Genomic DNA, 18,506 nt, shown 5'->3' with positions numbered 1-18,506 from the left:
CCTTTTTTAATGCAATAAAAAACTTGTTAACAGCTTATCATATAGATAAGTCATCAACAGGAAAAATTATAGAGCCTAAAATATCGCAAAAAGCCTTGTTGTAATAAGGTTTTTGTGATATTTTTGTTTTTAGGGAACTTGATTGGTCGTGATCATTTTTCCTTGTTTTTATAAAACAAAGAAAAAGTTTTGAACTTTAGGTTCAAATTCGGGAGGTGAATTATTCATGGCAAATAAGGCAGAATTAGTTTCTGAAGTTGCTGCAAAAACTAAGTTAACTAAGAAACAAGTTGCATCTACTGTTGATGCTATCTTTGAATCAATTCAAGATAATCTTGCTAAGGGTGAAAAGGTACAATTGATCGGTTTTGGTACTTTTGAAGTACGTCACCGTGCAGCACGTAAGGGTCGTAACCCACAAACTGGTGATGAAATTGAAATTCCAGCTAGTGAAGTACCTGCATTTAAGCCAGGTAAGGCTCTTAAGGAAGCTGTTAAGTAATTACTTATCTTAATTTAGTTAAGACGTTGGATTTTGTTCCAGCGTCTTTTTTTAGTACAATGGTACTTTGATTGGAGGAGAAACTATGAGCTATTCTGAACAATTATTAGATTCAATTCAAAATCACGATTTTTCACAAAATAAACATCTTTTAAAAGAAGCTTTGGATAATGATAGTCCTGAAGTATTATCTTCTTTAGCAGAAAATTTGACAGGTTTAGGTTTTACAGACTTGGCAAAGGAAATATATCGAGCTTTAATTGCTAAATTTCCTAAAGAAGATTTGTTTAAAGTTTACTTAGCAGAAATTATGTTAAATGATGGTGATGATGATGATGGCCTATCGCTTTTATATAATGTCTCTAAAGACTCTTCTGCTTATTTAGATAGTCTGTTAGTACAAGCAGATTATTATCAAACAAATGGCCTAATAGAGACTGCTAAAGACAAATTAATGCAAGCAATGCACTTAGATCCTGAAGAAGATGCAATTAAATTTGGTTTGGCAGAAATTGAATATCTAAGTGGCGATTATGAGCAAGCGCTCGAATTATATCAAGATTTAATTCAGCGACAAAATACCTTTGGTGAGGTGAATTTATATCAAAGACTATTTGCGACCTTTGCTAAGATCGGTAATTATGAAGAAGCTGCTAAAGTCATTCATGAACATACGAATAGTATTTTGGATATTGATTCTAAATATGAGGCCGGCTTAATTCTTTTGTCTGTTGGTGATGATAAACAAGCAATCAAATTTTTAGATGAAGTAATTGAACAAAGCCCAGATTATGTAAATGCTTATCCATTATTAGCACAAGCTTATGAACATCAACATGATAATGAGCAAGTTTTGCGGACCGCTCAAGCTGGTCTAGCCTATAATGAGTTGGATGAAGTACTTTATTCAATTGGTGCTCGTGCTGCAGCTAATTTAAACGAGTTAGATACTGCTCGTAATTTACTCGAGAAGGGGTTAAAAATGGCTCCAGACAATAGTGATTTACGGATGCAATTATCTAACCTCTACGTTCATCAGCACCAAGCAAATGAAGATATTGCTTTATTTAAGGACTTGGATGAAGAAAATATAGAGCCGCAGGCACATTGGAATTTGGCTCTTTCATATGAAGATTTAGAGGATAATGAAAAAGCACAGAGTGAATTCTTACTAGCCTACCCAAGCTTTAATAATAACCCTGATTTCTTGCGACAAATGATTATTTTCTTCAATGTTCAAAACAACGATGAGATTACTAAACAACTGTTAGCAAGGTATCTTAAGTTGGTTCCAGAAGATGGCGAAATGCAGGATCTTTATAATAATTTGTAAAAAAATAACCGCGAAGTTTTTTGCTTCGTGGTATTTTTTAGAAGATAGGAGCCAGTAGCCGTGAAAAGTATTGTTTGAACTTAAGCCACTTGGATTGTCGAGCAAAGTATTCATTAGTTAAAAGGGTACATTCGGTTAAATCATTTTCAAAAATCCGTTTAAGTTCTTGTGTCAATTGAGGATTGTAATTAAATGTATTGACTTCAAAATTTAAAGTATAGCTTCTAAAATCTTGATTAGCTGAACCAACCGATGAAATATTAGAACCAGATACCATAGTCTTGGCATGAATAAAACCATTATTATATTTGTAAACCTTAACGCCATGTGCAACTAAATATTTAGCGTAATATTCGGTTGCTCGGTAAACAAAAGGATGGTCTGGCATGCAAGGAATCATTATCCGAACATCAACACCACTATTTGCGGAGATAATTAGTGCCTCTAGAATTGATTCTTCAGGAATTAAATATGGCGTTTGAATATAAATATATTGTTTAGCTCCGGCAATAATCCCTTCATAACCGCGTCGAATACCATAGTGTTGATTATCAGGACCAGAAGAAACAATTTGCATAGCTACATTTTCAGTATTGTTAAGGTCTTGGCGATCAATAGTAAATGTTCGCAGTTCACTTAGATTAAATTTTGGCAGCGCAGTTCGTCTAGTAGATGTATTCCAATCCATCGCAAAACGAACTTCCATTAAGGTAGATGCTTGTCCATTAACCCGTAAATGAGTATCACGCCAATGACCAAATTTCTTGGATTGATCAACGTATTGATCACCAATATTAAAACCACCAATATAGCCAATTTGATGATCGATAATAACTAATTTACGGTGCAAATGATAATTTAAACGAGGCGTAGTAAACCAATGTTTTTTAGAAGTTGAAATAAAAGGTTGAGCCTCTCCGCCTAATTCTCGTAAATGATCAAAAAATGCAGGTTTAGTGCCATGAGAACCAGAGGTATCATAAATAACTCTAACTTTAACACCCTTTGCAGCAGCTTCTTCTAAAGCCTTTAACACTCGTTTACCTAAGTTATCAGCATAAAAAGTATAAAATTCTAAACTAATAGAAGTTTTAGCTTGTTTTAGATCAGTGATCATATTTTCAAATAACTCAGGACCATTGATGAATACTTTTACTTTATTTGCAAAGGTTAAAATAGCATCATCATTGTTTAAGTTCAGTTCCGATAACATTCGCGCACGTGGCTTACGTTCTTTTTCAGGTAGAAGATCATGGTCTTTTAGCATTGCTTTTTGCTGTTGAAGATAGTAATTGCGGGCAACTTTTTGTTCACTTAGGATAGCAAAAATCTCATCATGTGAAAGCTGACGCCCGAAGAAAAGATAAAGAATAAAGCCGATACCAGGCAAAACTGTTAATACTAGCATCCAAGCCCAAGTAGACACAACACTGCGATGACTGCGGAAAACCGTCCATACGGCAAATGCTATATTGATAATCCACAGAATTTCAATTATCCTGCGAATAACATCCCAGGTAAAATTCATAAAAAACTCCCCTTACATAAGTAACTATAGAAGTAATTGTAGCAGTAAAAAAAAGAAAAGACTATGTTTAGTATGATAAAGAAAATTTAAATTTATCTAAGCAAAAGTTCAACAATAAGTGTTATTTTTGATAGAATAAAGGTAAGAAAGACATAATTATTGTACGGGGGTAGAAATTATGATCAATAAGAAGATTATTTACATGACAGGGCTAGCCTTTGCTTCATTAAGTTTAGGTGCGATGACTACTCAAACGGTTAATGCAGCGGCAGCTAATCCGATTCAACAGGGTAAGAGATTAAACTTAACTAGAAGAGCAACAGTTTTTAATCGCAACGGAGAAAAAATTGGTCATTTAAGAAGGGGTCGCGTTTACAAGATAAGAGGTATTAAGGTAATTAACGGTAATACTTTCGTACGAATTGGAAAAAACAAATTCGTTAAGGAAGGCGCATTTTTACCTTATGTTAAAAGTGCTATGAAGATTGTAAATCGTATCAAGCATCCATCATATGTTTATGATAAAAATGGACAACCAATTTCAGGTAAATTTGTTAAGCAAGGTACTAAAGTTAAAAATTTAGGTCATATTGAAATTGATGAACGGCCATATATTCAAATTGGAGAAAATGAATATATAAAGGCAAATAATGTATTAACCACAATCATTAATTATTAAAGGCACGAAAAAACGGCTATATCAACTTGATATGGCCGCTTTTCTATTTGTGAATAAAGAAGTGATGTGGTTTTTTATAAGTGAAATCTGTGGTCATTAATTGAAGTAGTATCATATCTAGCTTTTTCCTTGGTATATGTGCCTTTTAGGACTATTCTTGCTCTTCGGCATTCTTTAATATTCTTCTTGAATCTTTGAATTTTCCTGCTTTTTTCCTGCTTCAAATTCATTTGTTTTTTACTACTTTTAGTTTAGATTTATTTTTATCTTCTTGTAGAATAGTTTGAGAATCAGGAAAATTCTTTAGACGCTCGATAGCAGTATTTTTTACTTTGTTGGTAATGTGCAAGTAAATTTTCTGAGTGATTGTTGAGTTGCTATGACCTACACGGTGCTGGATCACATTTAAAGGCCAACCTTGTTCGGCTAGTTTTGATACGTGTGTATGTCTAAAGATGTGCGTTACCAAATTTTTATGTATTTCTTCTTTTTTTGCGATAGTTTTTAGCATGCGGTCTATAGAACTAATGCTAAAATAATTATTATGATACCACTTGCTTGTAAAAATATAATCGTTTGCCTTTTTTCCTTTACAGTGATCAAGGGCTATTTTTTTAGCCTCTGGTGGTAGATAAACATCACGATCACCAGAAAATGTTTTAGCATTTTTGGTTTTGCGATATCTTTCACTTGGCTTTTTTTCTCCTTTAATAAAAATTAATGTTCCTTCAACTCTAGCAAAGTAGTTGCCATCTTTGTCTTGTAGTATATTCTTCTTTTTAAGAGCAATTGCCTCACCACATCTCATGCCTGTGTTATATAACCAGATAAAAAGGTCCTTTAGATCTTGGCGATTGTGCTTATCGCAATAAGTTAAAATCTTAGCATATTCATCATCTTCAAGATATTTGTTTTCTATTTCTTCATGTCTTTTTTTGGATTGACTTTTCCAAGTTATTTTTACCTGATTTACAGGATTTTTAGAAATATATCCGTATCTAATTCCAAGATCAAAAACACCAGAAATACATGACTTATAACTATTAACTGTTCCATTTGAGTAATGACGAGGATTATCGTAAAGTAGGCTATCAAGATACTTGTTTATAAATTGTGATGTTATATTTTTAGCAATAAGTTTAGTGCCCCATTCGCGATTAATTTTTTGTAATGTTGTTTTTTTACGATACCAGGTAGTATGGGCTAACTGTTGTTTGGCAATTGATATATACTTATTAGTAAGTTGCTCAAAAGTAATATCCGTATTACCAGTCTGTAAGTCAGTTAATCGTTTGCGAATTTTTTCGTCAAGAAGTAATTGTGCCTTTTTCTTTACTTGATTATTATTTTTACCGAAAGTAACGCTTACTTCTTGATATCTTTGAGTTAAAGGATTTTTGTAATTATCAACAAATTTAAATTTACCTGTTTTTGTTTTTACAATCCACATATTATTTACCTCTATTTTCTGTTAAAATAGAGTATGCGAAAGCCGCTGTGCTTTCACACACTGCTGTTCAATTTTTTGTTCAGTTAGAGTTCAATTTTTCTAATTCAGCATGATTGCCAGATCATTGCTGAATTGACCCTCACTCGTTGCCAGACGGGTGGGGGATTTTTTTAGTTTTTAGTTTTTAGTTTTGTTCAATCCAGTTCCTGATATCATTTCTGTCAGCATTCAATTTATTACGCATTGCGTTGTATTCTTGAGAGCCAACTTGATTTTCAATAGAACTGTTAAATCTACGTTGTGCATTTTGTAAACGTCTGTCTCGCTCGGCTTTTGTCATGAACCAGCCATTGCCTTTTACGACACAGATAGAGCCTTTGTTTACGGCACCATAGCCTAAATGGGTAATAATCCATGCGTTATTATTTGCTTGAGTAGCAGTTACAACTTGGCCTGAACTAAGATCTTGCTTAAGAATTCTTTTTAGTCGAGGGTTGTATTCAAACATCTTAATTCTTTTAGTAACTACAACTTCAGTTGGCTGAGCGCCAGCTAAAGCTTTGTAAGGTACTTTAAACTTCTTATGAGCAACTCTTATTTTAGCATGCCTATGTTTCTTAGCTACTTTAACTGATTTGGTGTGGACTGCAAACACAGTTGAAGTAGGAGCTGATAAAACTCCGCAGAGAGTTGTTCCGACAGCCAGTAATGATAAAATCTTTTTATTCAAATTCTATATCCTCCGAAATAGTTTCAGGTTTAACGTCACTGTGGACAAAAAATATACTAGCTTGCTTTAATATCCCATTGTTTAATTTGCTTCATAATTTTATTATGAGTAGCTCCATAGGGATGATACATTAAATCCCACATACCCATTTTTACCAACTTGCAGTATTGATTCCATGTAAAGGTGTAGGACTTATTGACACGTTTTTTTGCTCCATGAAATAGTCCATAATCAATGTAGTAGTGCCTTTGATAAGTATCAAACCAACTAAAACTGAATGGATCACGCATAGAGCAATAATTGTATTTTTTGCCTATTGTCCAACCCCAAGCAACTCCACGGTCTCTAATAGTTGCTACATCACCAGGATGAAGCATATATGCTTTGATATATATGTTATGTGCTTCGTCTTTCCCACGATGTACCTTATAAACTTGGGTATTTTTCAAAATAACCACTTTGTGAAACTTATTTGCATATTTTGTATAAGCTTTTTGTGTATAAAGCGATGTAGCTTCTACTTGAGAATTTGAAGAATCAGTTGCACCTACAAAACTAAAAAATGCACAACTAGCTACTAAAGTAGGCAGCCACTTTTTGTATTTCATTTGTTACAATCTCCGAGTTTTACAAACTATAACTAACTTTAATTACTTTACCTAAGATACGACCGGGATTTTCTTCATTGAGAAGAATAGGATCGTATTTTTTATTTTCCGGCATTAGCATTACTTGATTACCGACATGCTTAATGCGCTTGAGTGTGGCTTCTTCATTATCGTCAACCAATACTGCAGCTATTTCATCATTTTCAACGGTAGGCTGGAGACGGACAATAACTGTAGCACCGTTAGGAATTTTAGGTTCCATAGAATCACCTTGGCATTTTAAAGCAAATAATGTGCCATCTGGCTTTTCATCAAAAAACTCTGTTGTATAGCCGTCGATGTTTTGTTCAGCAAGAATAGGAGTGCCGCATGCAATTGTCCCAATGATAGGGATGCGAACAACATGCATCCCTGATTGCTCAATAGGTTTCATGTTGGTAGGCTGAGAATTATTGGATAGGTTAGAGTTTGATTTTCCAATTAACTCAGTAGGGGATATACCGAATAGATTAGACAATTTTGTAACTTTGTCCATTAAAGGCTTATTACGTCCTTGCTCCCAGGATGCTACAGTAGTTGGCTTAACACCTAGTAATTCAGCTAAATCCTTTTGCGTGTAATGATATATTTTTCTTAACTTACGTATATTTTCTCCGATAGCATTCAAATTTTTCACCACCTCATAAGCCAATTATACATTTATTCCGTATAAAATAAACAACTTTTTGTATATTTTATCCATATTTGTGTTGACAATACATTTTATCCGTAGTTTAATATTAGATGTAGCGAATGAAAAGGAGGTTAGTTGAGTGAAATTCACATTGAAGCAAGCAAGAAATTATGCTGACTTTAGTCAAGCAGATATGGCTAAGCACCTTCATGTAGGATTGAATACCTATAGAAATTATGAGAATGGTACTACTCCTATGAGAATTAGAACGGCAGAGATGTTTTCTAATTTAACTGGTGTTCCTTTTGATCAGATTATTTTTTATTCTGATACTACGGATAAAATGTAGTGGAAGGAGAAAACGAAATGGAAAAGAAAAGCATCGCAGACAAAGAAACTGCAATGCTAATAGCTAAAAAATATTTAATTGTTTGTAAATATTGTCGTCATGTTGTTCATAATGGCAATTACTGTGAAAACTGTGGTCATAGACTTAATTAGGATAAATTGTTTTTATAGTAGCTTCGGTGGCAATGCCAACCAAAATATCCTTTGCAACATCTAGGATAGGCTTGCCAAACTTTTTCCATTTATAAGCAGCTAATTTAGTTTTTGGCGTATCACTTACTAAATCAGGGATAGCTTCTTTTAGTTCGTTTTGCTCTTGCTGATCTAGCTGTGATAAAGTTAGTAAATTTTCTAGTGCCTTAATGGATGTCTCTGTCCACGGAAAAGGTTTACCACAAGTTTCGCAATATTTTGGGACGGAAACTGAGTGCCTACCAAGTACTACAAAACCATCAGCATAGTAGTATCCCCTAATGACTGAATGACAATTTGGGCAGGAATCAATTAACTTTTTACCACATTTTTTGCAGTATCCAGTTACTGGTTTATTCCAATCAGCACCATCAGTTAATTGATGTCCATTTAGACAAATAATTTGCTTATATTGAATGTCCATATTTTCCCTCCTTATATATAAAGTATCACTACTTTATAGAGCAATCTTAAGCTTAACTAGTTTATCACTGAATATAGTGGCTATCAAGAAAGGAAAACACAATATGATGTGGAACAAAGTTGAGACATTGTTGAAGGCAAAATCACTTACTGTTTATCGTTTGTCAAAACTGACAGGTATTCCAGATAACACACTTAGAAATTATCGAACAAAGCAATCTGATCCTAGCTTTACCAATGCTTGTAAGATTGCAGACGCTCTAAAAGTAAGCCTAGATGACTTGAGAGACAAGGAGGCGACGAAATGACAATTAGAGAAGTGTGTTTGAAAGCAAAGAAAAAGCCACAGCCTAAAAATACTGCAGCTTCCTCTTTAAAAGGAATTCATTCTAAAGATAAAAATGGTTCCTTTGGCATATTGCCTGATGGCTCAATTTATTCATCAGGTTCGAGTTCATAATTTGCCTTGATATGGTTCATAGGTGGATTACCAGTTACATGCCTAAGTAAAAAAGCTTTATTTCCATTGTCCCATTCTTGATATAAGTAGGAGTTGCCAAATTTATCTTCACCTGCTGATTGGGCAATGATCTGAGCACTAAATGGCTTTACGGGTTTAAAAGTCATTCTTTCTGCAAACATGTAATCTTTGGTTAATTCATTAAACGGAATTTGATTATATGAAATGATTTTCATGTATAGTCACCTCCTCTCTAATTCAATTCTAACAGAGAAATCAGAGGTAACGCCCCGTCTGAGAAAATAGTCAAAACATTTGAAAGAAGGTGAGAAACGTGACTGATGAAGATTTACTTGAAAAGATGAAAAAGTATATTGGTCGTAAGTTGGATCAAGACAGTGATCCTCAAGCAATGAAGGCCATCATTTCTGAGTATATGCACATGAAAGGAGATGATTACCGTTGATGGCAAACGGCTGGAAGACGCCCAAGCAGATTCAAGAAGATTATGGTCTAAAGGCTCAAACTTGGGCTACTTGGCGCCAAAAGTGTGAAGCATCCCCTTATAGGGATGCGATTGTAAGAGTATCAACACGGTCAACTTTTATTATTGAACCTCGTTGGCAAAAGTTCTTGATCTGGCAGTCAAAGAACTTTGAAGAAAAACATATGGATCCGCATTTGCGTGATCTACAAAATTAGGAGAATTGAACTATGACAAGAAAGAAACGGTAGTTGTCGTGATGTACGTAGCATTAATCACTTTAGCGGTCTTAGGTCTGTATTGTGTCCCTGATGTCCTTGCAACTGGAATGTAGGAGGGATGAACAATGACAGAACAAACTTTCAATAATTTGCTACATAGCAGCAATGCTTTGTTTGACCGCAATAATGACATTTGGGCAAAAGAAACTATTTTGACCAAACTGCAAAAAAACACGCTACCTGAAATCAGGTAACGTGTCAAACACATAAGATAAATTGATAATCCTTAACAAGTATACCACCGTAAGAGGAAACATACATGCCGAAGATTAAAAAAGTTTACAAAACTAAGTATACAGTGATTGATAACACTGTAATTGAAGACACAAAACTATCGTGGAAAGCCAAAGGGCTTTTCACTTATTTATGGAGTCGACCAGATAACTGGAACTTCTATGCTTCAGAAGTAGCTAAGCATTCTAAGGGAAGCAGAGATCAAGTGTTAACTGGTCTTGCAGAGCTTGAAGCGTCCGGTTATTTACGACGTAGTCGTAAACGTGATAAGAATGGCCATTTAACTAGTCAGAATGAGTGGCTATTATCACAAGAGCCAAATACTGCTTGGATTGCTGAAGCTGCAGAAAAGAAGGCTAAAAAGGCAGCTAAGTCTAAAACTAAAAAAAGAAAAACAATTATTAAAGCTGTGTATAAGTTTAAGTTACCTAAGTCGGAAAATCCAACGTTGGAAAAACCTATGTTGGAAAATCCGACACTACTAAATACTAACCAGACTAAATACTTACTAGATAAAATACTTAGTTTATCTCTCTCTAAACCTCTCCCTAAAACTAGAACTGTGGATAAATCCCCAGCTCTTGATTATGAGAGAGATGAAAAACTAAATAAAATAATTTTTAAATTCAATCAAGCTAGGGTTAAATGGCATAATCCGATGGTCGCTTTTTCTAATTCGGAGCGTGCCCAATTAGCTAAAGCTATTGGCTCTAAATCAATTGAGCAGCTTGAAAAACAGCTGGATCCGATTATTGACAACGTAGCAATCTTTGCTAAGCAGTATCCAGCCGGCTACTTTATCAGCTCAATCAGAAATTTACCGGAGGTAGAAGACATAAATGCATAATGACAAAAACATCAGCAAGAAAGTGCTGGTTTATTTACCAGCTGGAATTGTAACTACTCCAGAATGGCTGTTTAGAACATTCACCACGTCTTCACTTGCAAATCACGGGATCAGAAAAGTAACTAAAGATCTTAGGACATATAGACCTAACAAAGAAGCAGAAATTGGCAACGCAGAGTTCGTAATTCAGATTAATAACAGTGATCTAGTTACTAGAATTAGTGCTGATACGCCTGTTGTTTATAAAGGATTTAAGAAGTGGGAGGCACTTGCATGAAAACTAAGAGAATGATTGATGAACAGCGCATTTTAAATATTATTACAGCAGCTAAGTTTGTTAGCTATGCTCCAATTGAACGTTTGACTGATAATCAACATTTATCAGGTGGAGCAATGACAGACAAAATTAGAATTTCTGCATTGAGTTACTTGATTGATAACATTCGTGATGAAGTTGGCTTGGGCTTCGGAGATGTAGCGGATAATGTCCTGGCAAGCTCATTAAAAGGTGAATCAGGTCGCTTTGCTAAAGAAGCAATGATTATGGGCTGGAATTTTGCCAAAGTTATGTCAGCAATGGAGGATAAAAATGACTGAATTAAAAAGAGCGACTGTTAAGTGCCATGGGAAATTTAAAACTAGTTTGAGTATTAATAGAGACGGCGTAAGCATTAGCTTTACTGCTGAAAGAAAGACAGTTGATCTAAATCGTTTGGCTGCAATGCTTAAAGACGGTGCAACAGCCATTTTTGTAAGTGATCAAACGGAGCTTCCGGTTGATGACGATAAGGATAAGCCAGTTAAGGGACAAATGAGTCTTCTAGATAACGGCACTAAGTAGGTGATCTAATGGCTAAAAGACATATTAAGCTATTCAGATATTACAAAGAATGGATCACTGTTTGGAAAAGCCAGAAAATACGCGATGTAACTTATATCAAATATGAGCAAGTTCAGCGCTGGCTTAAAGAAAATGCCCCAAATCTGTATTTAGACAAATTAACTAGAACGGATGTGCAAAAGATCGTTAACAAATACGGTGAAACCCATGAGCTAGAAACAGTTAAGGACTTCCTACACCACATTCAAGCTCCATTAAGGGATGCAGCATATGAAGGATGGGTTGCAAGAGATCCGACTTATAAAGTTGTAGCCTCAAGTCAAGTTAAGCATAAGGCCACACGCCAGATGTATCTGGAAGTTGATGAGGTTCAACGTCTAGAAAAGGTTTTGGAAAAGCACTATCATCCGATAGCTGATATGTGTGACTTTGATCTAAGAACTGGTTTAAGGTTTGCCGAGGTGTTGGGATTAACGCCAGCGGATGTAGATTTTGATAAACACACGGTTTATGTGAATAAAACTTGGAATTATAAAGCTGGCTGCGACAGTGATTTCATGGAAACAAAAAATAAGTATTCCCATCGTGTAATTACGATTGATTCACAAGCTGAAGATGATTTAAGAAGAAACATGTTTGGTGTATCAAAGAACGAACCTATTTTCGTTAAAAGATGGACTAGTTGGAAAATGACACACAGGACACGTCCGCCACGCAAACGATTTAAAAAGTATGTAGCAATTCATAACGCAACAATTGACAGCTATTTATCTAGATTGTGTAAAGAAGCTAAAGTTCCAAGAGTCACCTTTCATAATCTTAGGCATACGCATGCATCCCTGCTAATCGCTAATGGTGTTTCAATTCAGTCTGTTGCTAAAAGACTTGGGCATGCTGACACTACTACTACGCAAAAGACATATATCCACTTGCTGGATGAAATGAGAGAGAAAGATAATAGACAAATTGTGAAGATTATGGACGGGCTAGGTGACTAGATGTTATTTGATGTAAAAACAGTGAATGCTTTGCTAGACATCGATGAGTCATATAAAGCACCTGAAAGAATGCTGCAGTTAATGCTTGATAATCAAAAAAGAGTAGAAACATTCAAGAAGTTCTTAGAAATTTCAACAAATATGGAGTTCGATTGGTTCCATGAATACTTTGAGGATGAACAAGCAGAACGCAAATCTAAAAAGCAAGATTTTACCCCTCAAAGCATCGCTGATCTAATGACATCCCTAGTTGGAAAGAGTCGTAATGGAACTTACTATGAGCCTGCGGCAGGGACAGGAGGAATTCTGATAACAAGATGGTGGAATGACCGGTTAAGAGATCCGGTTCACTTAAAGCCTGAGTTTGCTAAGAATACAGGATTCTCAATTTTAACTTATGATCCTAGAAATTATTGGTACCAAGCTGAAGAAATGAGTGATAGGGCTATTCCATTTTTGCTTTTTAATATGGCAATTCGGGGAATGAATGGTGTGGTCATTCAATGTAATTCCCTTGAAAGGGATGCAAAAGAAGCTTATTTCATCAGAAATGATACTGATAACTGGTTGGGCTTCAGTGAAATTATCAAACTGCCTCATACTGAAGAAATTCAGCAAGAGTTTGATATTAGAAATTGGGTAAAGGAGTTTAAATAATGAAAGTTCATTTCGATGATTTATTAATGCAGTTAAACCGTGCTGAAAATGATAATAAATGTGAATATTGCCATTGGCCTTTTAAACCTGTGATGATGAAAAAACGAGATGGATATGTTGAAGCAGTACTAAGTTTACATGATAATCAAGGAACATATTTTGGCTTTTATGAAGAAAGACCAGACGGAACTTATAGCAAAATAGGTCTTGATACTTTCAAATGTTGTCCTATGTGTGGAAGAAGGCTAGATAAATGACCGCATCATTAAAAACAAATAACTGCTATCTTTGCAGTACATTGAATGCTTTTCACGATGGACCAGATTTATATGCATCCACAATGAACAATTTTCACGTTAATTTAAGTGAAATGGATGGTAAATGGTACTTAATGATTAAAGGCTTACCTTATCCTATTAAGTATTGTCCTAATTGCGGGCGAAAGTTGGATGAGAATACCAAGTATGAAATGACAGATTGGCTATAAGCAAGATTTTATTGAGGTGAAAAATGGCAAGTAATAATTTAAGTGATCTTAATGACATGCTGTTTAATCAGCTGGTTCGATTAGACAAGGATGATATCAAAGATGATGAACTGAAAAAAGAAATTGATCGTAGCAAAGCCATGAATGGAATTGCACACACAATAGTTGATAATGCTCGCGTTGTCCTTGATGCAAATAAATTTATGGATACTAGAGAGGACTCAAATTTGAAACTACCAAGGATGATTGGTGTAAAGGAAGATAAGGAACATGACTAGAAAAGCTTGGAATAAAGGACTGCATGTTGACCTGAGTAGTAATAAAGGGCAGTTTAAAAAAGGTCATATTCCTTGGAATAAGGGATTGCATAAAGATTTGAGTCATGGAAAAGGCCAATTTAGAAAAGGCAATCGTCCACCTCAATATCGTCCAGTTGGTTCAATCCGACATCAAAAAGATGGATATACATATATCAAAGTTGCTGATCCTAATAAATGGGTGCCTTATCATCGATTCCTCTATGAAAAAGAACATCATTGCCACTTAAAACGTGGCCAGTTAGTGATTTTTTTAGATGGTGATAGATCAAATTTTGATTTAAGTAATTTGATGATAGTCACTAGGAAAGAAGCAGCAATTATTAATCACGAAGAGATTGCAAATTAAAGGTAACCAAGAACTATCAAAGAGCGGTGTTTTGGTAGCAAAGTTAAAGCTAAAAATTAAGGAAAAAAGTAATGAAAATTAAAGAATTTGAGAAAAAACTTCAGCATACTGCAGGTGATTCTACTAAGGCAAAAATTCATGTTGAAGAGGAAAAGAAGGACGCGTTTCGTGTGTTAAGTCACGATACCAGTGGCTTGAAATCGATTTCTTCTTATGCTGGAACCGTTCGCGTATACATGGATGAACATTTGCTGTTTTCACTCGTTCCACCGCGAAAGGACAGTACTGATTGTTGGTATATAGATTTATACGGAGACATTACGGCAATTGTGGCTAGTAGTCTTAATACATATATCAATATGTTAAAAATTGCAAATGAGTTTATGAAGGGGCAAGAAAATGAAAATTGAAATGCAAGTCGGAACAAGAGCTACTACAAAAGATTTCAGAAATACCTATAAAGCTAGATATTTGTTACAGCACGGCTGGAGAATTGATTCAGTAGCCAAGCCTATGGTTCCTGGGCTGACTAATCGTTTTGATTTGGTCTCAGTGCCAACTAAGTATGGACAGCTAGTAGTAAAGAATGAGGATATGTTAACTTATGTTGGTAACAATGTTTGGGATGTAAGGAGTAATAAATAATGAGTAAGTACAGAAATAATGCTTCAGCCTTAACTAAAGGTTATGAAGAAATCGACACTAATCCAGATCATTACAAAAGTTCATCTTTTAAAACTGAAAATGATTATGTTGAAGGTGTAGCAATCTACACCATGGATGGGTCAGTTTTCAAGTTTAAAGATTTAACTGTTGATGATGTTTTTGATGCAATCAATGTTCATAAAGATAGATGGCTAAACATTAGCAATGGTGGTCAAGTAAATCTTGGTTATGTAATCTGTTATCAGCCTTGGAAATTTTATAAGCATGATAGCCATAAGAAAAAGTATTGAGGCGATAGCATGAAGGGAGAACATAGAACTAAGGCAGTCAAGATTGATATTGACGATATTAGTCAAAAAAGCTGGTCTTATGGGATGCAAAAAATTGCTAAGCAAATTATTGCACAAGCCTATGGTGCCATACCTGATGCAATTGTCTTCACATCTGTAGATTTAAAAAGATTGGTGTTTCAAGGTTATAATGCGATGGATTGGAATAAGAAATTTGCACTACAACTGAAGATCACACCACGTTTAAAGGAGAAAATTTATGGTAGCAACCAAAAAGACAACAACTAGAAAGACAACTACTACTAAGAGTGAAAAAGAAGAGATGAAGGCACAATCTTTTTTTAAGTATGCATACCCTAATTCTTCATATGTTGAGTTGTTATTTACGCCTTTCAATGCAAATGATCTTACAAATGAGTTGAAAAATAATTGGAATAAAGATGGCATTTTTTCAACTTTAATAGGTATTGATAAGAAAAATGAACCAGTAAATTACGGTGCAGATATTTCTAAAATTCAACATTGGGTACCATTTGCAGTGCCAGCTAAATATGTACGATTGATTAGAGGTTATCAAGTTGAATAAGTATAGACAGCTTGAACGTCAGCAATGGCAAGAAGTTATGCACTTGGTGCAAAAATGTGAAGCTAAGTATGGATCTATTTCTGAGACGCCAGAGAAAGACCAAATGTTTGTAAAGATCAAAAAACTTTGTGCCAACAATAAAGCTGCTGGCTTATCAATTGATAAACAGGAAAAGATGGTTGAAGCAATTGAGGCTGGACATACTAGAACATATATTGCCAAACGATTCCATGTTACGGGTTCAACGGTAAAAAAAGTTAGAATTGCATATGACTTGAAACCTAAACCAGTATGGAAATATATTCAGTTTAAAGATGGAAAGCCAATTTACTTTATTAAATCAAAGCGTAGAGATTTAACTGCTATCTTTAAACGTAATTTTTACAATAAAAAAGTTACAGAGTCATTTTTACTGAACAATGGGTATAAGTTAAAAGTATGTAATACAATTTGGCAAAATATTCCGATTGGCACATATTATGTCACACCGGATCATAAGAAGTGCATACAGAAAATTGATGATAAATATAGGGAATAAGTGAGAGGGATGCATTGTGGAGTTAGATATTGATGTTGAAAAAACACTAGATAAGACGCGCAACTTTTTAGAAAAAGATCTCAGAAAATTAGCTAGTTTAGCTGATCGTGACGTTACATCTTTATCTAGTCCTCAATTGTCCTTTAGTGTCAGTCATGGTAGTGCGAAGAAGTCAGATGATATTCTAATTGATCACTGGTCTGCTGACACTGCCTTGATTGCTGTTCATGCTGCTGCTCATCACATTCCTGATCTTGATCACGAAAGAGAAATATTTATTCTCTGCTACTTTAAGTATTATTCTGATAAGGATTTGGTTAATAGATTTACTATTTCAAGATCTAGTTTACATCGACGAAAGAATCATGCACTACTAGAGTTTGCAAGAAGATTAGATGTGCAGAAGAGTAATCCTAATCATAATTGTGATTGGCTAGAAAGCTTGATAGTAAAGCAATCTGATAAATAAAATGAATCATTTTTGAACCCTAGATGAACCCTAAGTGAATCATAAGTGAACCCAAACTGAACCCAAAATGAATCATTTGTGAATCAAAGTTGAATCATTTTTGAACCCTCGGTGAACCCTACTTCGTTGTAATATGGTAGTGTCGAATGATTAGGGAAGGATCATTCGACTGCGGTATGTTTTTGTTTAACAATCTTATGGATGTGAAAGTCCTCCTTAAGAGATGCATATATATCAATTGATATGTGTGCATCCCAGACTCAGAGCTTAGTCTAATTGGCAAGACGTCAGACATTGCCTGTCGATGATGCAGGTTCGATCCCTGCAGCTCTGTTTGCTACCCAATTGTTGTAGTCTTATTCAATTGATGAAATGGGTAGCTCCTATGAACTTAGTACAAAGGTAGTATGCTGGATTCCAAATCCAGAGATGTGGGTTCGATCCCTACAGTTCGTGTTGGTCACGTGTTAAACGACCGGCAAGCAATCACGTTTGTGATTGCTTATTTATTTTGCAAAAGAAATGAGGTAAGAGGGATGCAGCTCAAGAAATGTAGATATCCGACGTGTAGTCAGTTAATTCCATTTGATCAAAAGAATCCGTTCTGTAAAAAGCACGGAAAGAATTGGCATAAGCGTCAATTCAATTATCAAAAAACAAATTACAAAAGCTATAACAAATATCGGCGTGATTCGGTTGCGAATGCCTTCTATCATTCATCACCTTGGCGCCGTTTATCGGCTGATCTAAGACGCCAGTCAATGTGGACATGTGAATGCTGCGGTCATACTTATGATGCAAAATCATTTTTAGTAGTTGACCACATTATTCCATTCAAGGTTGAGCCTAAATTAAAGCTGGACCGTAAAAATTTATGGGTACTATGTAAAAAGTGTCACTTTTGGAAAACAAAGCTGGAACAGCAAATATATGGTGCATCCCTAATTGCTAATTTAGACACGAGCAAGGCTTGGCCACGCAAAAAAATTCAAAATTGGATTTTAACGCGTGAGAAAAGTAAATAGGGCCCCCGTGGGTCAAGTCGATTGAGAGCACGCGCCAAGCCGTCTTTTTCTTTTGAGCGAACAGTAATTAAACTCTGATAAAGGTGGTTTAAATTATGGGACAAATAATTGGAGTCAGTTTTTTACTTTTAGGCCTTTTTGCATTGATTCAGGAAGGAAAAGAATAATGCTACATCGTAAAAATATTATTAATTATAACTTTGATGGTTTTAATTTTCGGATTATCGGCATGTTCAAGCGATTCTGCAAACGATAATTCGGATGGAGAAGATCATGGGATAACTTTAATACCTATTTTTCATTCAGATGGCAGTACTGACATGTTATTTTTACCGCATTAATTCAGGAGGGAAAGCAGTGAAATATTTTAAATTTGGTCATGGAAAATGGTATTGTAAAAAACATTTAAAAAATAAATTTTGTTTTAGCCCCGACGGTTTAATTTATTGTAATCCAAAAGGAGAACCAGTCATTGGAATATTAAGTGATGGTCGTTACTGGAAAAGATAGG

General features: G+C 35.0%; 36 protein-coding genes and 2 tRNA genes. 31 read left to right on the top strand and 7 right to left on the bottom strand.

Going from position 1 to position 18,506, the window contains the following annotated elements; translation table 11 throughout:
* Positions 1-226 precede the first annotated feature (226 nt).
* Entirely contained in the window at positions 227-502 is a 276-nt protein-coding gene (locus Q0Y84_RS08265) for an HU family DNA-binding protein (RefSeq protein ID WP_297952587.1), read from the top strand.
* 85 nt (positions 503-587) lie between these two features.
* On the top strand, positions 588-1,835 hold the full coding sequence (locus Q0Y84_RS08260; protein ID WP_297952585.1) for a tetratricopeptide repeat protein: 1,248 nt from the start codon (positions 588-590) through the stop codon (positions 1,833-1,835).
* Between the two features lie 37 nt (positions 1,836-1,872).
* On the opposite strand, the gene cls is transcribed toward Q0Y84_RS08260, so the two are convergent.
* Complete coding sequence (cls, locus tag Q0Y84_RS08255; protein WP_297952583.1) at positions 1,873-3,363, bottom strand: cardiolipin synthase; 1,491 nt, start codon at positions 3,361-3,363, stop codon at positions 1,873-1,875.
* 178 nt (positions 3,364-3,541) lie between these two features.
* Between cls and Q0Y84_RS08250 the strand changes: the two genes are divergently transcribed.
* Complete coding sequence (locus tag Q0Y84_RS08250) at positions 3,542-4,042, top strand: SLAP domain-containing protein (RefSeq protein WP_297952581.1); 501 nt, start codon at positions 3,542-3,544, stop codon at positions 4,040-4,042.
* Positions 4,043-4,268: 226 nt separating this feature from the next.
* Here the strand turns inward: Q0Y84_RS08250 and Q0Y84_RS08245 are convergent, their stop codons facing one another.
* From Q0Y84_RS08245 to Q0Y84_RS08230, 4 genes are all read right to left on the bottom strand, one after another.
* Positions 4,269-5,492 carry a site-specific integrase gene (locus Q0Y84_RS08245; protein WP_297952579.1) on the bottom strand — a complete coding sequence of 408 codons (1,224 nt, stop codon included), beginning with the start codon at positions 5,490-5,492 and terminating at the stop codon, positions 4,269-4,271.
* Positions 5,493-5,676: 184 nt separating this feature from the next.
* A complete protein-coding gene (locus Q0Y84_RS08240) occupies positions 5,677-6,222 on the bottom strand; it encodes a hypothetical protein (protein WP_297952577.1) in 546 nt (181 codons plus the stop codon).
* A 56-nt stretch (positions 6,223-6,278) separates the two neighbouring features.
* Positions 6,279-6,830, bottom strand: a complete 552-nt coding sequence (locus Q0Y84_RS08235) for a hypothetical protein (RefSeq protein ID WP_297952575.1) — start codon at positions 6,828-6,830, stop codon at positions 6,279-6,281.
* Positions 6,831-6,849: 19 nt separating this feature from the next.
* On the bottom strand, positions 6,850-7,506 hold the full coding sequence (locus tag Q0Y84_RS08230; RefSeq protein ID WP_297952589.1) for a LexA family transcriptional regulator: 657 nt from the start codon (positions 7,504-7,506) through the stop codon (positions 6,850-6,852).
* Between the two features lie 136 nt (positions 7,507-7,642).
* Here Q0Y84_RS08230 and Q0Y84_RS08225 point away from each other — a divergent pair, with 136 nt between their 5' ends.
* Entirely contained in the window at positions 7,643-7,852 is a 210-nt protein-coding gene (locus tag Q0Y84_RS08225; RefSeq protein WP_297952574.1) for a helix-turn-helix transcriptional regulator, read from the top strand.
* Between the two features lie 17 nt (positions 7,853-7,869).
* Positions 7,870-8,004 carry a hypothetical protein gene (locus Q0Y84_RS08220; protein ID WP_297952572.1) on the top strand — a complete coding sequence of 45 codons (135 nt, stop codon included), beginning with the start codon at positions 7,870-7,872 and terminating at the stop codon, positions 8,002-8,004.
* Here Q0Y84_RS08220 and Q0Y84_RS08215 read toward each other — a convergent pair.
* The gene (locus tag Q0Y84_RS08215) at positions 7,997-8,467 is read right to left on the bottom strand and encodes a DUF2321 domain-containing protein (RefSeq protein ID WP_297952570.1); all 471 of its coding nucleotides are present in this window, start codon (positions 8,465-8,467) and stop codon (positions 7,997-7,999) included. The genes Q0Y84_RS08220 and Q0Y84_RS08215 overlap by 8 nt on opposite strands.
* 103 nt (positions 8,468-8,570) lie before the next feature.
* Between Q0Y84_RS08215 and Q0Y84_RS08210 the strand changes: the two genes are divergently transcribed.
* On the top strand, positions 8,571-8,774 hold the full coding sequence (locus Q0Y84_RS08210; protein ID WP_297952568.1) for a helix-turn-helix transcriptional regulator: 204 nt from the start codon (positions 8,571-8,573) through the stop codon (positions 8,772-8,774).
* Positions 8,771-8,926 carry a hypothetical protein gene (locus Q0Y84_RS08205; RefSeq protein ID WP_297952566.1) on the top strand — a complete coding sequence of 52 codons (156 nt, stop codon included), beginning with the start codon at positions 8,771-8,773 and terminating at the stop codon, positions 8,924-8,926. The genes Q0Y84_RS08210 and Q0Y84_RS08205 overlap by 4 nt, the downstream gene beginning before the upstream one ends.
* Here Q0Y84_RS08205 and Q0Y84_RS08200 read toward each other — a convergent pair.
* The gene (locus Q0Y84_RS08200) at positions 8,902-9,162 is read right to left on the bottom strand and encodes a hypothetical protein (RefSeq protein WP_126708848.1); all 261 of its coding nucleotides are present in this window, start codon (positions 9,160-9,162) and stop codon (positions 8,902-8,904) included. The two genes, Q0Y84_RS08205 and Q0Y84_RS08200, sit on opposite strands and share 25 nt — an antisense overlap.
* A gap of 98 nt (positions 9,163-9,260) precedes the next feature.
* On the opposite strand from Q0Y84_RS08200, the gene Q0Y84_RS08195 reads away from it, so the two are divergent.
* The 24 genes from Q0Y84_RS08195 (at position 9,261) to Q0Y84_RS08080 (ending at position 18,505) form a co-directional block, all read left to right on the top strand.
* Positions 9,261-9,392, top strand: a complete 132-nt coding sequence (locus Q0Y84_RS08195; RefSeq protein ID WP_268886905.1) for a hypothetical protein — start codon at positions 9,261-9,263, stop codon at positions 9,390-9,392.
* Positions 9,392-9,628, top strand: coding sequence for a hypothetical protein (locus Q0Y84_RS08190; protein WP_297952561.1), 237 nt, complete (start codon positions 9,392-9,394; stop codon positions 9,626-9,628). The genes Q0Y84_RS08195 and Q0Y84_RS08190 overlap by 1 nt, the downstream gene beginning before the upstream one ends.
* A 128-nt stretch (positions 9,629-9,756) precedes the next feature.
* Positions 9,757-9,885, top strand: a complete 129-nt coding sequence (locus Q0Y84_RS08185; RefSeq protein WP_297952559.1) for a hypothetical protein — start codon at positions 9,757-9,759, stop codon at positions 9,883-9,885.
* Between the two features lie 65 nt (positions 9,886-9,950).
* Entirely contained in the window at positions 9,951-10,772 is an 822-nt protein-coding gene (locus Q0Y84_RS08180; protein ID WP_297952557.1) for a hypothetical protein, read from the top strand.
* Entirely contained in the window at positions 10,765-11,049 is a 285-nt protein-coding gene (locus Q0Y84_RS08175) for a hypothetical protein (protein WP_297952555.1), read from the top strand. Before Q0Y84_RS08180 ends, Q0Y84_RS08175 begins: the two co-directional genes overlap by 8 nt.
* Positions 11,046-11,369: a hypothetical protein gene (locus Q0Y84_RS08170; RefSeq protein WP_297952553.1), complete on the top strand. Its 324-nt coding sequence runs from the start codon at positions 11,046-11,048 to the stop codon at positions 11,367-11,369. Before Q0Y84_RS08175 ends, Q0Y84_RS08170 begins: the two co-directional genes overlap by 4 nt.
* Entirely contained in the window at positions 11,362-11,613 is a 252-nt protein-coding gene (locus Q0Y84_RS08165) for a hypothetical protein (protein ID WP_224083902.1), read from the top strand. Before Q0Y84_RS08170 ends, Q0Y84_RS08165 begins: the two co-directional genes overlap by 8 nt.
* Before the next feature lie 8 nt (positions 11,614-11,621).
* Positions 11,622-12,611: a site-specific integrase gene (locus tag Q0Y84_RS08160; protein ID WP_297952551.1), complete on the top strand. Its 990-nt coding sequence runs from the start codon at positions 11,622-11,624 to the stop codon at positions 12,609-12,611.
* The gene (locus tag Q0Y84_RS08155; RefSeq protein ID WP_297952549.1) at positions 12,612-13,268 is read left to right on the top strand and encodes an N-6 DNA methylase; all 657 of its coding nucleotides are present in this window, start codon (positions 12,612-12,614) and stop codon (positions 13,266-13,268) included.
* Entirely contained in the window at positions 13,268-13,525 is a 258-nt protein-coding gene (locus Q0Y84_RS08150) for a hypothetical protein (RefSeq protein ID WP_297952547.1), read from the top strand. Before Q0Y84_RS08155 ends, Q0Y84_RS08150 begins: the two co-directional genes overlap by 1 nt.
* Positions 13,522-13,755 (top strand): hypothetical protein, encoded by a 234-nt coding sequence (locus Q0Y84_RS08145; RefSeq protein WP_297952545.1) that lies wholly within the window; start codon positions 13,522-13,524, stop codon positions 13,753-13,755. The genes Q0Y84_RS08150 and Q0Y84_RS08145 overlap by 4 nt, the downstream gene beginning before the upstream one ends.
* 23 nt (positions 13,756-13,778) lie before the next feature.
* Positions 13,779-14,033, top strand: coding sequence for a hypothetical protein (locus Q0Y84_RS08140; protein ID WP_297952543.1), 255 nt, complete (start codon positions 13,779-13,781; stop codon positions 14,031-14,033).
* Positions 14,026-14,421 carry an HNH endonuclease gene (locus Q0Y84_RS08135; protein ID WP_297952541.1) on the top strand — a complete coding sequence of 132 codons (396 nt, stop codon included), beginning with the start codon at positions 14,026-14,028 and terminating at the stop codon, positions 14,419-14,421. Before Q0Y84_RS08140 ends, Q0Y84_RS08135 begins: the two co-directional genes overlap by 8 nt.
* Before the next feature lie 71 nt (positions 14,422-14,492).
* Complete coding sequence (locus Q0Y84_RS08130) at positions 14,493-14,831, top strand: hypothetical protein (RefSeq protein ID WP_297952539.1); 339 nt, start codon at positions 14,493-14,495, stop codon at positions 14,829-14,831.
* The gene (locus tag Q0Y84_RS08125; protein ID WP_297952537.1) at positions 14,821-15,066 is read left to right on the top strand and encodes a hypothetical protein; all 246 of its coding nucleotides are present in this window, start codon (positions 14,821-14,823) and stop codon (positions 15,064-15,066) included. Before Q0Y84_RS08130 ends, Q0Y84_RS08125 begins: the two co-directional genes overlap by 11 nt.
* On the top strand, positions 15,066-15,377 hold the full coding sequence (locus Q0Y84_RS08120) for a hypothetical protein (RefSeq protein WP_297952536.1): 312 nt from the start codon (positions 15,066-15,068) through the stop codon (positions 15,375-15,377). Before Q0Y84_RS08125 ends, Q0Y84_RS08120 begins: the two co-directional genes overlap by 1 nt.
* Before the next feature lie 9 nt (positions 15,378-15,386).
* Complete coding sequence (locus tag Q0Y84_RS08115; RefSeq protein WP_297952534.1) at positions 15,387-15,665, top strand: hypothetical protein; 279 nt, start codon at positions 15,387-15,389, stop codon at positions 15,663-15,665.
* Positions 15,637-15,963 carry a hypothetical protein gene (locus Q0Y84_RS08110; RefSeq protein WP_297952532.1) on the top strand — a complete coding sequence of 109 codons (327 nt, stop codon included), beginning with the start codon at positions 15,637-15,639 and terminating at the stop codon, positions 15,961-15,963. The genes Q0Y84_RS08115 and Q0Y84_RS08110 overlap by 29 nt, the downstream gene beginning before the upstream one ends.
* Positions 15,956-16,501: a hypothetical protein gene (locus Q0Y84_RS08105; RefSeq protein ID WP_297952530.1), complete on the top strand. Its 546-nt coding sequence runs from the start codon at positions 15,956-15,958 to the stop codon at positions 16,499-16,501. The genes Q0Y84_RS08110 and Q0Y84_RS08105 overlap by 8 nt, the downstream gene beginning before the upstream one ends.
* Before the next feature lie 16 nt (positions 16,502-16,517).
* Positions 16,518-16,970, top strand: a complete 453-nt coding sequence (locus Q0Y84_RS08100; RefSeq protein WP_297952528.1) for an ArpU family phage packaging/lysis transcriptional regulator — start codon at positions 16,518-16,520, stop codon at positions 16,968-16,970.
* A gap of 261 nt (positions 16,971-17,231) precedes the next feature.
* Positions 17,232-17,304 (top strand) — tRNA-OTHER (locus tag Q0Y84_RS08095).
* A 51-nt stretch (positions 17,305-17,355) separates the two neighbouring features.
* Positions 17,356-17,426, top strand: a tRNA-Trp gene (locus Q0Y84_RS08090).
* A gap of 80 nt (positions 17,427-17,506) precedes the next feature.
* A complete protein-coding gene (locus tag Q0Y84_RS08085; RefSeq protein ID WP_297952526.1) occupies positions 17,507-17,995 on the top strand; it encodes an HNH endonuclease signature motif containing protein in 489 nt (162 codons plus the stop codon).
* A gap of 357 nt (positions 17,996-18,352) precedes the next feature.
* On the top strand, positions 18,353-18,505 hold the full coding sequence (locus Q0Y84_RS08080; RefSeq protein ID WP_297952524.1) for a hypothetical protein: 153 nt from the start codon (positions 18,353-18,355) through the stop codon (positions 18,503-18,505).
* The last annotated feature ends 1 nt before the right edge of the window (position 18,506 follow it).

This window comes from uncultured Lactobacillus sp., from assembly GCF_947367125.1.
In the GTDB taxonomy this organism is placed as follows: domain Bacteria; phylum Bacillota; class Bacilli; order Lactobacillales; family Lactobacillaceae; genus Lactobacillus.
The sequence above is the reverse complement of the archived record's forward strand: the minus strand, read 5'-3'. Positions and strand labels throughout refer to the sequence as shown.

Coding starts and splice junctions, on each gene's coding strand:
- Q0Y84_RS08265 (WP_297952587.1), top strand. CDS start 227: ATGGCAAATAAGGCAGAATTAGTTTCTGAAGTTGCTGCAAAAACTAAG.
- Q0Y84_RS08260 (WP_297952585.1), top strand. CDS start 588: ATGAGCTATTCTGAACAATTATTAGATTCAATTCAAAATCACGATTTT.
- cls (WP_297952583.1), bottom strand. CDS start 3,363: ATGAATTTTACCTGGGATGTTATTCGCAGGATAATTGAAATTCTGTGG.
- Q0Y84_RS08250 (WP_297952581.1), top strand. CDS start 3,542: ATGATCAATAAGAAGATTATTTACATGACAGGGCTAGCCTTTGCTTCA.
- Q0Y84_RS08245 (WP_297952579.1), bottom strand. CDS start 5,492: ATGTGGATTGTAAAAACAAAAACAGGTAAATTTAAATTTGTTGATAAT.
- Q0Y84_RS08235 (WP_297952575.1), bottom strand. CDS start 6,830: ATGAAATACAAAAAGTGGCTGCCTACTTTAGTAGCTAGTTGTGCATTT.
- Q0Y84_RS08220 (WP_297952572.1), top strand. CDS start 7,870: ATGGAAAAGAAAAGCATCGCAGACAAAGAAACTGCAATGCTAATAGCT.
- Q0Y84_RS08215 (WP_297952570.1), bottom strand. CDS start 8,467: ATGGACATTCAATATAAGCAAATTATTTGTCTAAATGGACATCAATTA.
- Q0Y84_RS08210 (WP_297952568.1), top strand. CDS start 8,571: ATGATGTGGAACAAAGTTGAGACATTGTTGAAGGCAAAATCACTTACT.
- Q0Y84_RS08205 (WP_297952566.1), top strand. CDS start 8,771: ATGACAATTAGAGAAGTGTGTTTGAAAGCAAAGAAAAAGCCACAGCCT.
- Q0Y84_RS08200 (WP_126708848.1), bottom strand. CDS start 9,162: ATGAAAATCATTTCATATAATCAAATTCCGTTTAATGAATTAACCAAA.
- Q0Y84_RS08190 (WP_297952561.1), top strand. CDS start 9,392: ATGGCAAACGGCTGGAAGACGCCCAAGCAGATTCAAGAAGATTATGGT.
- Q0Y84_RS08185 (WP_297952559.1), top strand. CDS start 9,757: ATGACAGAACAAACTTTCAATAATTTGCTACATAGCAGCAATGCTTTG.
- Q0Y84_RS08180 (WP_297952557.1), top strand. CDS start 9,951: ATGCCGAAGATTAAAAAAGTTTACAAAACTAAGTATACAGTGATTGAT.
- Q0Y84_RS08175 (WP_297952555.1), top strand. CDS start 10,765: ATGCATAATGACAAAAACATCAGCAAGAAAGTGCTGGTTTATTTACCA.
- Q0Y84_RS08170 (WP_297952553.1), top strand. CDS start 11,046: ATGAAAACTAAGAGAATGATTGATGAACAGCGCATTTTAAATATTATT.
- Q0Y84_RS08165 (WP_224083902.1), top strand. CDS start 11,362: ATGACTGAATTAAAAAGAGCGACTGTTAAGTGCCATGGGAAATTTAAA.
- Q0Y84_RS08160 (WP_297952551.1), top strand. CDS start 11,622: ATGGCTAAAAGACATATTAAGCTATTCAGATATTACAAAGAATGGATC.
- Q0Y84_RS08155 (WP_297952549.1), top strand. CDS start 12,612: ATGTTATTTGATGTAAAAACAGTGAATGCTTTGCTAGACATCGATGAG.
- Q0Y84_RS08150 (WP_297952547.1), top strand. CDS start 13,268: ATGAAAGTTCATTTCGATGATTTATTAATGCAGTTAAACCGTGCTGAA.
- Q0Y84_RS08145 (WP_297952545.1), top strand. CDS start 13,522: ATGACCGCATCATTAAAAACAAATAACTGCTATCTTTGCAGTACATTG.
- Q0Y84_RS08140 (WP_297952543.1), top strand. CDS start 13,779: ATGGCAAGTAATAATTTAAGTGATCTTAATGACATGCTGTTTAATCAG.
- Q0Y84_RS08135 (WP_297952541.1), top strand. CDS start 14,026: ATGACTAGAAAAGCTTGGAATAAAGGACTGCATGTTGACCTGAGTAGT.
- Q0Y84_RS08130 (WP_297952539.1), top strand. CDS start 14,493: ATGAAAATTAAAGAATTTGAGAAAAAACTTCAGCATACTGCAGGTGAT.
- Q0Y84_RS08125 (WP_297952537.1), top strand. CDS start 14,821: ATGAAAATTGAAATGCAAGTCGGAACAAGAGCTACTACAAAAGATTTC.
- Q0Y84_RS08120 (WP_297952536.1), top strand. CDS start 15,066: ATGAGTAAGTACAGAAATAATGCTTCAGCCTTAACTAAAGGTTATGAA.
- Q0Y84_RS08115 (WP_297952534.1), top strand. CDS start 15,387: ATGAAGGGAGAACATAGAACTAAGGCAGTCAAGATTGATATTGACGAT.
- Q0Y84_RS08110 (WP_297952532.1), top strand. CDS start 15,637: ATGGTAGCAACCAAAAAGACAACAACTAGAAAGACAACTACTACTAAG.
- Q0Y84_RS08085 (WP_297952526.1), top strand. CDS start 17,507: ATGCAGCTCAAGAAATGTAGATATCCGACGTGTAGTCAGTTAATTCCA.